Raw genomic sequence first — 12,595 nt, 5'->3', positions numbered from 1 at the left:
ACACAAGTCGGACAGGCTCCTAGAGGATGTCCTGATCCTCGGAGAAGATGAAACGCTGGTCTCGGGTGCCCGCTTCGGTCAGGCGGAAGTGGCGGTAGAAGGCACGGTTGGCCGAGACCACCCGCAGGTCCGCATCCAGTACGACCAGGGGCTCGCGGATCGCATCCAGGATCGCCTCGGCGAAGGCACGGGTCGCGCGGACCGCGTCCTCGCTGCGCTTGCGCTCGGAGATGTCGACGAAGGTGATGACGGCGCCCTCGATGACGTTCTCCAGGGTGCGATCGGGTCCGATACGCATCAGGTACCAGGTCCCCTGTCGGGTCTGCACCTCGTGCTCGCGGGGCAGCAGGTCGCCCAGCACGGCCTGCACCTCCTCCGTGAGATCGGTATCGTCGGCAAAGTTGGAGACGATGTCGCCGACCGGTCGACCGATGTCGGCCGCGATCAGCTTGATCAGGCGGGTCGCCGTCGGCGTGAAGCGTGTGATGTGCAGTTGGTGGTCCACGAACAGGGTCGCCACGCCGGTGCCGGCGAGCAGGTTGTTCATGTCGTTGTTGGCACGCGAGAGATCGGCGACCTTGGTCTGGAGCTCGGCGTTGACGGTGGCCAGCTCCTCGTTGGAGGTCTCCATCTCTTCGCGCGTGGATTGCAGATAGTCATCCTTTGCGCGCAGCGCGAGCTCCAGCTCGGCGATGCGTGCGCTCTGCTCCGGGTTCGCATCGCCGGTAGCCGGTGCGGTCGCTCCGGACGGCTGTAGAGCTACCATTTGCGGTTGAGCGGTGCGAATAGGGCCGGGACCTTGCCGATGGTCTCTGAGTTGTCCGGAAAGAGCACGCCGTCCGGATTCAGGGCGTAGTGAAAGAGCCTGATCAGGCGCGCTTGCAGATCGCCGTTGAGATCGATCAGCAGGTTGCGACAACTGATGAGATCCATCCTGGAGAAGGGCGGGTCCTGCACCAGATCCTGATCGGAGATGATCAGGAGATCCCGCACGACTATCCTCGGCGTTGGTCGTGGTCATGCTGGTCTCCGCCGGGGCAATGAATACAGCGTCTGCAGGCTTGCGGCAGGGTCGTTGGACGGTCTTTCGTTCAGGCGCCGCGGCCATGCTCAAACCCGGCCAATCTGCTCTCAACCTGATCGATAAGTGTAGCGGAGGCGTCGGAAGCGCTCTGTTCGGGATCGCACGTAGGGAGGCGATACCAAGCATGCCGTGTTATCGCTTTTCAATGATCCATCATGAAGTCGCCGGAAAGCTCTCATCCCCATCGCCGCTCCGAGCCCGCGCTAAAACCGTCTGCTCGCCACCCTTTCCGAGCCCGAGTATCGCAAGCTGCTGCCCCACCTGGAGCTGGTGACCTGCAGCGTGCTGGATTGGCCCGACCTGGAAGCGCGGGTGTGCGAGTGCTAAGAGGTGGTGAGGAAAGAGCTTCGCCGGTTGCTTTCCGAGGTGGTTCCATCACCCTGAGTGGGTCGCCCGAGGGCGTCGACGGGTCGCAACGATCAACGACGCTCCTGATTAGAAAGAGGCCCCAGTCAAAAATCGGGCCATGCTGACTGCCGCCTTCAGACTCCCGAGATCCGCCCGATCCGTCCCGGCCAGATCCAGTGCGGTGCCGTGATCGACCGAGGTGCGGATGATCGGCAGGCCGAGCGTGATGTTGACCGCCTGACCGAATCCCAGGTGCTTGAGCACCGGCAGTCCCTGATCGTGGTACATCGCCAAGACGGCGTCGGCGTCGGCGAGCTTGTCGGGGACGAAGGCGGTGTCGGCCGGCAAGGGTCCGATCAGATGCCATCCCAGCTCCCGCAGCTCGTTGAGGACGGGCTCGATCACCTCGATCTCCTCGCGTCCCAGGTGACCGCCTTCGCCCGCATGCGGATTCAGCCCGCAGACCAGGATGCGCGGCTCGGGGATCCCGAATCGGCTCGTCAGATCTCGGTGGAGGATCCGAATGACCTCGGTGAGGTGCTCGCGGGTGATGGCGGCACTCACATCGCGCAGCGCCAGGTGTGTCGTGACCAAGGCCACACGCAGACCGGGCGTGGCGAGCATCATGACCGGCTCGGCACCGCAGCGCTCGGCGAAAAACTCGGTGTGACCGGTGAAGGCCAGCCCGGCGTCGTTGATGACGCCTTTGTGCACCGGACCCGTGACCAGTGCCTTGAAGGTGCCTGCCAGGCAGGCGTCGCAGGCGATGCGCAGCGTGTCGAGGACGTAAGGCGCATTGGCGGTGTCCAGGCGGCCCGGGGTGACCGTTTGACGCAAGGCGACCGGGAGTACGGCGAGGTGTCCGGGCTGTGCCCGAGGGACCGCATCGCCGGGTTCGACGCGCTCGATGTGCAGCGGGAGCCCGAGCCGTTGCGCCCGCTCGGCCAGGAGGTCGGGGTCCGCGACCGCGACCATCGGCGTGTCCGACGGCTCCTGCGCGAGTCGCACGACCAGATCCGGTCCGATCCCGGCGGGCTCGCCGGGCGTGACCGCGATCACAGCTGTGCGTCCTCGTCGAGTCGGATCTCCACATAGGCCTCGTCGCGCAGCTGACGCAGCCACTCCTCGGTGGCCTCCTCGGCCTTGCGACGCTGCAACGCCTCGCGGGCCTTGAGCCGCATGAACTCGCCCTCCTTGTCCTGGTTGCGACGCTCGATCACCTGGACGATGTGCCAGCCGAATGGGCTCTGGAACGGCTCGCTTACGCCGTTCGGAGGCTGGGCGTTCATGGCCTCCTCGAAGTCCGGGACAGTGTCGCCCGGATTGACCCAGCCGAGGTCGCCGCCCTTCAGGGCGGAGCCGGTGTCGTCCGAATTGGCGCGGGCAAGGCTTGCGAAGTCTTCGCCGCCGACGATGCGCATGCGCAGCTGCTCCAGACGTCGTTTCGCGTCGTCGTCGGAGACCAGCTCGTTGGTGCGGATCAGGATGTGGCGGGCGTTGGTCTGCACGACATCGGCCGGCGTGGCGGCCTTGATTTCGGTGAGCCTGATGATGTGATAGCCGCTGGAGCTGCTCAGTGGATCGCTGATCTCGCCCTCGGCCATGGTGAAGGCGAGCTCGCTCACCAGGCTCGGCACTGCGCCCATCTCGAACCAGCCCAGATCGCCGCCCTGCAGTGCGTTGCGCCCGTCGGACTCGGCGGCGGCGACCTTGGCGAAATCCTCGCCGCCGCGCAGGCGCGCGACCAGGCGGGCGGCTTTGGCCTCGGCGGCTTGGACCTGGGCCGTGGTCGGGTTCTCCGGCAGGGCGATCAGGATGTGTTGCAGCCGGACCTGCTCGCGCTCGACGAGACGGCTCGACTCGCGTTCCAGAAAGCGGTCGATCTCCTGATCGGTGACCTGGATCTTGTTGACCACCTCCTGATTTTGGAGGCGGGTGGTGACGATCTGGGAGCGGGTGTCTTCGCGGAAGTCGGCGAAGCGAATCCCCCCGGCTTCGAGCGTGGCCTGCAGCTCTTCCAGGTTCAGCCCGTTGCGCTGGGCGATATTGGTCAGGGCCTCGTTGAGGGTCGCCTCCTCGACCTGGATCCCCAGGTCGCGAGCGCGCTGCGCTTGGAGGCGCTTGAGGATGAGTCGGTCGAGCACCTGCTTTTCGAGCTGGTGACGCGGCGGCGTAGCCGTGCCCGCCTGTTGCATCTGCGGCAGGATCAGGTCGATCTCGGTGTCGAGCTCGCTGCGCACGACGACATCGTCGTTGACCACGGCGACGATGGCGTCCAGCTCTTGAATGGGCGCCTGGCTCGACGCCGGCGCCGCCCCGATCAGCAAGCAGGCGAGGAGTGAGCCGACAGCGACGCGGCGGCGATAGGCGCTCGCTCGAGGATGTCCGCGTCTAGTCCGTGTGATAACCATAGATGCCTCGTTCCAGCAGTGTGTCGATCTGGTTGCCGAATGAGCCGAGTCCGGCAAGCTCGACCTGCAGCATCACACTGGTGTTGCCGCTGTCGTTGCCGGTTTGCAAATGTTGGACGAGTACCCGCAGACGCCAGCAACAGCGGCCGAACTCGATGCCGGCGAAGGCCTCGACGGTCTCCTCGTTGAGCATCGAGTAGAGCCAGCGCCCGACCAGCTTCACCTGCGAGCCGATCGGCACCTGCAGCGAGACGTCGGTGTCCTCGTAGCGCAGGTCCGGCTGATCGCCGTAATTGAAGCGGTAGGCGAGGTTCAGCCGGCTGCCTTCGGTCGGCGCGTATCTGAGTTGCAGGACCCGTTTCTCCCAGGGTGCCTCGGTGTCGTTGGGATTCCACTGCAGGCTTGCCCGCGCGCTCCAATCGTCGCTGATCCGGGCCGCGAGCTCGCCCGCGACCGAGGATTGGACATCGTCTTCCACCGAATCGCCGGTCAACTGAACGCGGCGGTCCTCGAAGAAGTAGATCTGACCGACACTCGCCCGGAACAGCTCCTGGCCGGTTTGGTTGGCGATGGTGCGCGAGGTCAGGCCCAGGGTGAGCCGGTTTTCGTCGCCGATCCGGTCGTACCCCGTGAAACGGTTCGGACGAAACAGGCTGGCGAAGGTGAAATCCAGCGGGGTGGTGTCGAACAAGGGCGCGTTGGATTGGTCCTCGAAGGAGGTCAGCACATAGTAGATCCGCGGCTCCAGGGTCTGCAGCGTCGGGGTGCCGAACCAGGCGGTGTCGCGCTCGAAGACGAGTGTGCCGTCGAGGTCGAAGCTGGGGATCGCGTAGGATTGGCGCGACGGCAGACCTTCGGCCTGCTCGAGCAAATCGTAGCCCGTGTAGTAGAGACGCGCCCGCGGGATGATGTGTCCGAAGCTGCGACGCATCGGCATGCGCAAGGTGGGAACCGCGACCAGTCGATTGCCGTGGACGCGCGCCGAATGGTCGAAGAAGTCGTACTGACCCTCGAGGTCGTACTCGATCAGGTCGTTCCAGCGTCGGGGCTGAAGGTCCAGCTCGACATGCGGCAGCTGACCGTAAGGGCGGTTGGCCGGCGCGATTGCGGCGTCGATGGTCTGAAACTGCTGCACGCGCGCGAGTGCACTCCAGCCCTTGCCGGCGTAGGAGACGTCGCCGCGCTGGACCAGGTTGCGCAGACTCGTGGCGTCCAGGCGATTGCCGAAGTCCTGCAGATACTGATCATCCGACACCGACGCGAAATCGATCGCGCTCGCCCAGCGCGGGCCGAGCCGTCCGGTTTGCTCGATGCGCACCGCCCCGCGCGTGCCGAGCTCGGTGGCGCGGCGGTCCTCGGGCAGGACCTCGGCGTTGATCTCCACCTGCTGAAAGCGATCGAGGTAGCGCAGCTGCGTACCCATCATCAAACCGCGGGTGCTCATGATGCGCGGGGTGATGGTCGCGTCGATGTTCGGGGCGATGTTCCAGTAGTAGGGGATGCTGATGTCGGTGCCGGTCGTGTTGGACGAGCCGAAGCTCGGGATCAGAAATCCGCTGCGGCGCCGATCGTCGATCGGGAAGAAGATGTAGGGTGTGTAGAGCACCGGGATCTTGCCGATGCGGATCCGGGCGTGACGGGCAGAGCCCATCCCGCTTTCCTGATCGAGCTTGAGATCGCGCGCTTTGATCGACCAGTCCGCGTTGCCGGGCGGGCAGGTGGTGTAGGTGATGTTTCGATAGCGGCTTTGCTGCTCGGAGAGGATCTCGGCCTCCTCGGCGGTGCCGAGCAGATTCGCGCTGCCGGAGAGACGATAGCGCGCGGCGTCGATTGTGCCCTGTCGTGTCAGAACATTGTAATCGGCTCGATCGCCTTGGATGCGCAGCCCGCGGGTCTCCAGGAAGACATCTCCGCTGGCGTCGAGCCGACCGCTGCGACGGTCGTAGGTCGATCGATCGGCCAGCAGCCGTTGATCGGTCTGCACGACGTCGACCCCGCCGTGCAGCTCGATGACCTCGGTGTTGCGGTCATAGTCGACGCGATCGGCGACGATCTCCACCGGGATGCCTGCGGTACCGGTCGGGGCCGTGGGGCCGGTGAACCCGGCAGCGCCGGAGCGGGGTCCACAGAATTCCCAGGGCAGATCGGCGTGCAGTCGCGGGTCCCAGGCGTCCGGCAGCTCGAGTACACGCGGGGCGAATTCGACGGCCGGAGCCTCGGTCCCGGGATCGTCGGGGGATACGAGCAGCGGCAGTACCTCGGCGGAGTCGCCCTGCCGATCCGGGCGCTCGAGCTCCTGCAGCATGCCGCCTTGGGCATCCGGTATCAGAGGCTGCAGCGGCGGCAAGGTGACGGCGACGGTTGCGACGCTCGACGTCGGCGCGCTCGGATCACCGATTGCAGCGTCGGACTCGCCCGCTTGGTCGGGGGCCGGACTCGGGCTCGCGGCGGCCTCCGAGGCGCCGCTCGTCTCGGCCGCCGGGCGGTCGTCGGCGCCCGCGGTCGCGGCGACGGCACAGAGTATGAAGGCCAGTGAAACGAGGCGCACGTTGGATGTCAGGTCGACTCAAGCCGGCGGCGATCCAAGCTCGGTGTCTCGGATCGGTGGACGGGTTCGTATTAACCTGCAACCATGGCACATCTGTACAAACTCAGCAATCTTGAACCTGTCGCGGGCCGGTCGGTCCGCGCCGACGATGCGACTGATCGGGGTGTCCGTGTCTGATCGATACGAGTCTATGCGCCGCTGGGCGGCGGGGGTCTTGGAGTCGGAGGACTTCGAGCTGAAGCCCGCCTCCTCCGACGCGAGTTTTCGTCGCTATTGGCGGCTCTTTCACGACGGGACGACGCGCGTGCTGATGGATGCGCCCCCCGATCTCGAGGACTGCGGACGTTTCGCCGATCTGTCGCGACGGTTTCGCGCTGTGGGTCTCAACACGCCCGAGATCCACGCGGAGAATCGCGCCGCCGGCTTCCTCATGCTCACCGATTTGGGCGACCGGGTGTATCTCGGCGAGTTGACCGAGGACACGGCCGACCGGCTCTACGGCGATGCACTGGGCGCCTTGGCGGTCATCCAGACGTGTGGCCCGACGGATGGCCTGCCGAGCTACGACGAGCCCTTCTTGCGCCGAGAGCTTGGTCTGTTCAGCGAGTGGTTTCTGGGGTCGCTGCCGGGCCTCGTGCTCGCACCGGAAGAATCCGCCGCGCTCGCGGTCGTGGAGGATCGGCTTGTGGCGAGTGCCCTGGAGCAGCCGCGAGTGTGCGTCCATCGTGACTACCACTCGCGCAACCTGATGCTGACCGAGGCGGGCAATCCCGGCATCCTCGATTTTCAGGACGCGGTGGTGGGGCCCGTCACCTACGACCTCGTCTCCCTGCTGCGCGACTGCTACATCGCCTGGCCGGCCGAGCGGGTGACCGACTGGGCTTCGGGCTATTTTCATCTCGCGCGGCGAAGCGGCGTGCTGCGCGAGGACGATCTCCCCCGCTTTCTGCGCTGGATCGACCTCATGGGCGTACAGCGTCACCTCAAGGCCTGCGGAATCTTCGCGCGGCTGAATCGTCGTGACGGCAAACCGCACTATCTCGCCGATATCCCGCGCACCCTGGGCTATGTGCGCGAGGTATCGGGCCGTTATCCCGAGCTCGAGGGTTTGTCGCGTTTGTTGGATGCGCGTGTCCTGCCGTCGTTGGACACCATGGTCGCCACGGCGTCGACGGCCGCGGGCTGATGCCCGCTCGAGCGGTGCCTGTCCCGGCAGGGGCCGCCGCAGTCGGATCACTCGGCGGGCGGCGGACGGGTGTCGGTGGTGGCGCGCGTGAGGATGCGCTCGCTGCCGCGCCAGACCTCCAGGCTCAAGGCCGCATTGGGGCCGGCGCCGGCGACCGCGTCGAGCAGATCCTGCACCGTGGCGACGTCCCGGTTGTCGATTCGGGTCACCACGTCACCCGGACGCAGACCGGCCTGCGCCGCCGGGCCGTCACGCAGAGTCGATGCGACCAGCACCCCGTGTCCCGCGCGCAAACCGAATGATTCGGCCAGCTCCGGGGTCATGCTGCGCCCGCTCAGGCCGATCCATCCGCGCGTGACCTGGCCCTGCGAGGCGAGCGCGTGTGCCACATCGATCGCAATCTCCGCAGGGATGGCGAAACCAACCCCTTGGGCCGTTCCGGTTTCGGTGAAGATGGCGGTGTTGATGCCGACGAGCTCGCCTTGCGCGTTCACGAGCGCGCCGCCCGAGTTGCCCGGATTGATGGCGGCATCGGTCTGGATGAAGCTCTCGATGTCGGTGATGCCCAGCTCGCCGCGCCCGGTTGCGCCGACGATCCCCATGGTGACGGTCTGACCGACCCCGAAGGGATTGCCGATCGCCAGCGCCAGGTCGCCCACGCGCAGGCTCCGGGAGTTGCCGATCGGTGCGGTGGGCAGACCCTGCGCATCGGCCTTGAGCACGGCGAGGTCGGTCTCCGCATCGACGCCGACGAGCGCGAGCTCGAGCGAGCGCCCGTCGGCAAGCACGGCGCGGATACGATCGGCGTCCTGCACGACATGGCGGTTGGTCAGGATGTATCCGTCGGGCGAAAGGATCACCCCCGAGCCGAGTCCGGTGCGTGAGGCGGCTGCCCCGGGCGGTCCATGGTGGAGCCCCGGATAGGACGGCAAGGTCGGGCGCGGCGGCCCGCGCTCGGTCTGTGTCGCGAAGATGCTCACGACGGCCGGCGCGATGCGCGACACCGCCCCGGCAAAGGTCGGCAGGTCGTCGCGCAGGTGCGGCGCCGCGTCCACGGTATCGTGGTGCAGCGATGCGCCCGATCCCGACGGGGCCGGCAAGGGCGGGGCCAGCACGAGCGTGAATGCGGAACCTGCTGCCCCGCCGATCACCGCCGCGATCAGAAGGGTGGTTGGACCTGTCTTGATCATCCGATATAAACTATGGGGTCTTGGCATGAGTCCGACGACGGAGCCGCGCGATCGGCCATTCGTCCTCCCGTGAGTCTAAACCAAAATCTTCGCGTCTCGGGCGTTTGCGTCGATTCGGCGGTGACCTCCGCGGAAACCCTTGCGACTGCGGCGCGGATGCGGATCGCCGGATTGCCGCTGCACCGCCGATTCCGGAGTCCCGATCATCGGTCGCGCGGGAAACCCCGGCTGCAGCAGGAGCTCGAGCATGGTCGATCCTCTTTCGTTGGTCGCCTATTGCGATCGTTTTCTTGACTCGGGTCATTTCGACGACTACGCGCCGAACGGCTTGCAGGTCGAAGGAGAGCGTCCGATAACGCGTCTGGCCAGCGGCGTGACGGCGAGCGCAGCGTTGATCGAGGCCGCGATTGCATGGGGCGCGGATTCAATTCTGGTCCACCACGGGTGGTTCTGGAAGGGCGAGGCGCCCTGTCTCGTCGGGATAAAAGGACGGCGCGCAAGGAGATTATTCAAGGCCGGGGCCAGCCTGATCGCGTATCATCTTCCGCTCGATGCGCATCCGCAGGTGGGCAACAACGCAGCCTTGGCTGCGCACCTCGGATGGGTCGATGCCGAGCCCGTCGAGAATCGCCGAGGACTCTTGTGGTCCGGGCGCCTAGCCCTCGGATGCTCGCCGGAAGCCTTCGCTGCTCAGGTCTCGGAGCGCTTGGGACGCCCGGCGACCTTGATCGCCGCGGGCCGCGAGCGGATCGAGCGGATCGCTTGGTGTACCGGCGGCGGGCAGGGCTACATCGAGCAGGCTGCCGCGCTCGGCGTCGATGCTTACGTGAGCGGAGAGATCTCGGAGCAAACGACCCACGCGGCGCGCGAGCTCGGGATCGCCTTCATCGCGGCCGGACATCACGCGACCGAGCGCTACGGGGTTCAGGTCCTCGGTGCGCATCTCGCCGAACAGTTCGGGCTCGAGCATCGCTTCATCGAGATCGACAATCCGGCCTAGGCCGAGAGCAGCTCGGGGTTCGGCCGCTTTGCCTTGACCGATTCGACCGGAATACAAGACAATGCCCGGTCGATTTTGTAGATTATCGGCATATTCTGATCTTCCTTTCATGACCATGCGTGAGCCGCCAGCCGATAAGCTGTCCATGGGGCTCGCGCCAGCCGGGGGTTAGTGGCTTATGAGCGCACAAGGCGTGAACAAAACCAGGCGGCGTGTGCTTGTCGCCGCGACCAGCGTGGTCGGAGCCGTCGGAGCCGGCTTCGCCCTCGTCCCATTCATTGCGTCGATGAACCCGAGCGCCAAGGCACGTGCCGCGGGTGCGCCGGTCGAGGCCGACATCAGCCAACTGGAACCGGGCGCGATCCTGCGCGTCAAATGGCGCAGTAAACCGGTCTGGGTCGTCAGCCGTACACCGGAAATGCTCGAGGCACTGCCGACACTGGACGGCCAAATGGTCGATCCGGCATCCGAAGTGCCGCAGCAGCCGGAGTATTGCCGGAATGCGACGCGCTCCATCAAGGAGCAGTACTTCGTCGTGATCGGGATCTGTACGCACTTGGGCTGCTCTCCGACCTTCCGGCCGGAGTTTGCCCCTGACGATCTCGGGGCGCAGTGGCGTGGCGGATTCTTCTGTCCCTGCCACGGCTCCAGATTCGACCTTGCCGGCCGGGTGTACAAGGGCGTTCCGGCCCCTACAAATCTGGTGATTCCCGTGCATACCTACATCAACGACACCACCATCTTGGTCGGTGAGGATCGAGGAGCGGCTTGATGAGCGCAGAAAAGTCCGAGAACCTCAGCTGGATCGATAAGCGATTCCCGCTGACGGAGACCTGGAAGGCACACCTTTCCGAGTATTACGCCCCGAAGAACCTCAACTTCTGGTCGTTTTTCGGCTCGCTGGCAATCTTAACGCTGGTGATTCAGATCGTCTCCGGCCTCTGGCTGGCGATGAGCTACAAGCCGTCGGCCGCGGAGGCATTCGCCTCGGTCGAATACATCATGCGCGACGTCGAGTGGGGGTGGTTGATTCGCTACATCCATTCCACGGGCGCATCCGCCTTCTTTATCGTCATTTATCTACACATGTTCCGCGCCTTGCTGTGGGGCTCCTACCGCAAACCGCGCGAGCTGCTCTGGATCATCGGTGTCGTGATCTATCTGGCGATGATGGCGACCGCCTTCTTCGGCTATCTGCTGCCCTGGGGGCAGATGTCGTTCTGGGGTGCACAGGTCATCGTGAATCTGTTCGCGGCCGTTCCGGTCGTCGGCGACGATCTCGCGGTCTGGGTGCGCGGTGACTATGTCATCTCGGATACGACGCTCAATCGCTTCTTCGCCTTCCATTTCCTCTTGCCGTTCGTCTTGGCGGCCTTGGTGTTCCTGCACATCGTTGCACTCCACCATGTCGGCTCCAACAACCCGGACGGTGTCGAGATCAAGGCTGGCCCGAAGGGTAACCGCTGGAGCGACAAGGCGCCCGCGGACGGAATCCCCTTCCATCCCTACTACACGGTGAAGGATCTGGTCGGCGTGGTCGTGTTCCTCGCGATTTTCTCGGCCATCGTCTTCTACGCCCCGACCATGGGCGGACTCTTCATCGAGGCGCCGAACTTCCAGCCGGCCAACCCCTTCCAGACACCCGAGCATATCGCTCCGGTATGGTATTTCACGCCTTACTACGCGATGTTGCGGGCGGTGCCGCCGATGTATGGATCCCAGTTCCCGGGCGTGGTCGTGATGTTCGCTGCGATCCTGATCCTCTTCGCACTGCCGTGGCTGGACCGTAGCAAGGTCAAGTCGATGCGCTACAAGGGTCCGATCTTCAAGGTCATGACGGGGCTGTTCGCGATCTCCTTTATCGTGCTGGCCTGGCTCGGACTGCAACCGGTCGATCCCTTACTGACCCTGTTGTCCCAGATTTTCACGGCCATCTATTTCGCCTACTTCCTGCTGATGCCGATCTACAGCTCGATCGACAAGACCAAGCCCGTTCCGGAGAGGGTGACCTCATGAGAAAGCTGATCATTGCCACCTTGGTTCTGTTGCTGCCCGCCGTGGGCTTCGCCGCGGGCGGCCATGTCGAGTTGGAGAAGGCCGACATCGATCTGAACGATCAGGCCTCTCTCCAGCGCGGGGCGAAGTATTTCGTCAACTACTGCATGGCGTGTCATTCACTCAGCCATATGCGCTATTCACGTATGGCGGACGATCTGGGAATCGACGATAAGTCACTGCGCGAGAACCTTCTGTTCGGTGACGCCCAGCCGACCGACATGATGAAGAACTCGATGCGGCCCGCCGACGGCGAGGTCTGGTTCGGCACGGCGGTTCCCGACCTCACCTTGGTGACACGCTGGCGGAGTCCGGACTGGGTTTACACCTACTTGAAGAGCTACTACGCCGATCCTTCGCGGCCTTACGGCGTGAACAATGTGGTCTTCCCCTTGGTGGGCATGCCTCACGTTTTGGGTGATCTGCAGGGTGTGCAGGAAGCGGTCGTGGAGGAGCACGAGGGTCATGAACCGACGATCGCCGGCGTGAAGCTTGCGCAGCCCGGAGCTCTGGCCCCCGACGAATACGACACCATGGTGCGAGATATCACCGCGTTCCTGACCTACGCCGGCGAGCCGAGCCAAATGGAACGGCGGCGGATGGGTATCTATGTCCTGCTGTTCCTCGGGCTCTTCTTTATCGTGGCCTTTGCGCTGAAGAAGGAATACTGGAAAGACGTCCACTAACGGATGCCGTGAACCGCATCGGCCTCGATTCGTCGGGGTCGGTGCCTGTCCTCTCGGTTCGACGGTTCGGGCCGAAAGCAGTTGCTT

At 64.9% G+C, this 12,595-nt stretch carries 11 protein-coding genes; 5 read left to right on the top strand and 6 right to left on the bottom strand.

Annotated features, from left to right (window positions below; genetic code table 11):
- Nucleotides 1–19: 19 nt before the first annotated feature.
- The 5 genes from B4N44_RS17880 to lptD form a co-directional block, all read right to left on the bottom strand.
- A complete protein-coding gene (locus B4N44_RS17880) occupies nt 20–766 on the bottom strand; it encodes a PAS domain-containing protein (RefSeq protein WP_296703826.1) in 747 nt (248 codons plus the stop codon).
- Nucleotides 760–993, bottom strand: a complete 234-nt coding sequence (locus B4N44_RS17875; protein ID WP_296703823.1) for a CheR family methyltransferase — start codon at nt 991–993, stop codon at nt 760–762. Before B4N44_RS17875 ends, B4N44_RS17880 begins: the two co-directional genes overlap by 7 nt.
- A 526-nt stretch (nt 994–1,519) precedes the next feature.
- Nucleotides 1,520–2,491: a 4-hydroxythreonine-4-phosphate dehydrogenase PdxA gene (gene pdxA / locus B4N44_RS17870; RefSeq protein WP_296703822.1), complete on the bottom strand. Its 972-nt coding sequence runs from the start codon at nt 2,489–2,491 to the stop codon at nt 1,520–1,522.
- A complete protein-coding gene (locus B4N44_RS17865; protein WP_296703819.1) occupies nt 2,488–3,843 on the bottom strand; it encodes a peptidylprolyl isomerase in 1,356 nt (451 codons plus the stop codon). Before B4N44_RS17865 ends, pdxA begins: the two co-directional genes overlap by 4 nt.
- Nucleotides 3,824–6,391, bottom strand: coding sequence for an LPS assembly protein LptD (gene lptD / locus B4N44_RS17860; protein ID WP_296703816.1), 2,568 nt, complete (start codon nt 6,389–6,391; stop codon nt 3,824–3,826). Before lptD ends, B4N44_RS17865 begins: the two co-directional genes overlap by 20 nt.
- Before the next feature lie 190 nt (nt 6,392–6,581).
- Here lptD and B4N44_RS17855 point away from each other — a divergent pair, with 190 nt between their 5' ends.
- Nucleotides 6,582–7,577, top strand: a complete 996-nt coding sequence (locus B4N44_RS17855; RefSeq protein ID WP_296703814.1) for an aminoglycoside phosphotransferase family protein — start codon at nt 6,582–6,584, stop codon at nt 7,575–7,577.
- Between the two features lie 47 nt (nt 7,578–7,624).
- Here B4N44_RS17855 and B4N44_RS17850 read toward each other — a convergent pair whose 3' ends face one another.
- A complete protein-coding gene (locus B4N44_RS17850; RefSeq protein WP_296703812.1) occupies nt 7,625–8,767 on the bottom strand; it encodes a S1C family serine protease in 1,143 nt (380 codons plus the stop codon).
- A 247-nt stretch (nt 8,768–9,014) separates the two neighbouring features.
- Here B4N44_RS17850 and B4N44_RS17845 point away from each other — a divergent pair, with 247 nt between their 5' ends.
- The 4 genes from B4N44_RS17845 (at nt 9,015) to B4N44_RS17830 (ending at nt 12,508) form a co-directional block, all read left to right on the top strand.
- A complete protein-coding gene (locus B4N44_RS17845; RefSeq protein ID WP_296703811.1) occupies nt 9,015–9,767 on the top strand; it encodes a Nif3-like dinuclear metal center hexameric protein in 753 nt (250 codons plus the stop codon).
- Nucleotides 9,768–9,945: 178 nt separating this feature from the next.
- Nucleotides 9,946–10,539: a ubiquinol-cytochrome c reductase iron-sulfur subunit gene (gene petA, locus B4N44_RS17840; RefSeq protein WP_296703808.1), complete on the top strand. Its 594-nt coding sequence runs from the start codon at nt 9,946–9,948 to the stop codon at nt 10,537–10,539.
- Nucleotides 10,539–11,783, top strand: coding sequence for a cytochrome b (locus B4N44_RS17835; protein WP_296703804.1), 1,245 nt, complete (start codon nt 10,539–10,541; stop codon nt 11,781–11,783). The genes petA and B4N44_RS17835 overlap by 1 nt, the downstream gene beginning before the upstream one ends.
- Nucleotides 11,780–12,508 (top strand): cytochrome c1, encoded by a 729-nt coding sequence (locus tag B4N44_RS17830; RefSeq protein ID WP_296703800.1) that lies wholly within the window; start codon nt 11,780–11,782, stop codon nt 12,506–12,508. Before B4N44_RS17835 ends, B4N44_RS17830 begins: the two co-directional genes overlap by 4 nt.
- Nucleotides 12,509–12,595 lie beyond the last annotated feature (87 nt).

Origin of the sequence: Thiocapsa sp. UBA6158, from assembly GCF_002423035.1 — a bacterium.
Lineage (GTDB): Bacteria > Pseudomonadota > Gammaproteobacteria > Chromatiales > Chromatiaceae > Thiocapsa.
This window is presented reverse-complemented; position numbering and strand designations above follow the sequence as displayed.

Coding starts and splice junctions, on each gene's coding strand:
- B4N44_RS17835 (WP_296703804.1), top strand. CDS start 10,539: ATGAGCGCAGAAAAGTCCGAGAACCTCAGCTGGATCGATAAGCGATTC.
- B4N44_RS17855 (WP_296703814.1), top strand. CDS start 6,582: ATGCGCCGCTGGGCGGCGGGGGTCTTGGAGTCGGAGGACTTCGAGCTG.
- B4N44_RS17845 (WP_296703811.1), top strand. CDS start 9,015: ATGGTCGATCCTCTTTCGTTGGTCGCCTATTGCGATCGTTTTCTTGAC.
- petA (WP_296703808.1), top strand. CDS start 9,946: ATGAGCGCACAAGGCGTGAACAAAACCAGGCGGCGTGTGCTTGTCGCC.
- B4N44_RS17865 (WP_296703819.1), bottom strand. CDS start 3,843: ATGGTTATCACACGGACTAGACGCGGACATCCTCGAGCGAGCGCCTAT.
- B4N44_RS17830 (WP_296703800.1), top strand. CDS start 11,780: ATGAGAAAGCTGATCATTGCCACCTTGGTTCTGTTGCTGCCCGCCGTG.
- B4N44_RS17880 (WP_296703826.1), bottom strand. CDS start 766: ATGGTAGCTCTACAGCCGTCCGGAGCGACCGCACCGGCTACCGGCGAT.
- B4N44_RS17850 (WP_296703812.1), bottom strand. CDS start 8,767: ATGATCAAGACAGGTCCAACCACCCTTCTGATCGCGGCGGTGATCGGC.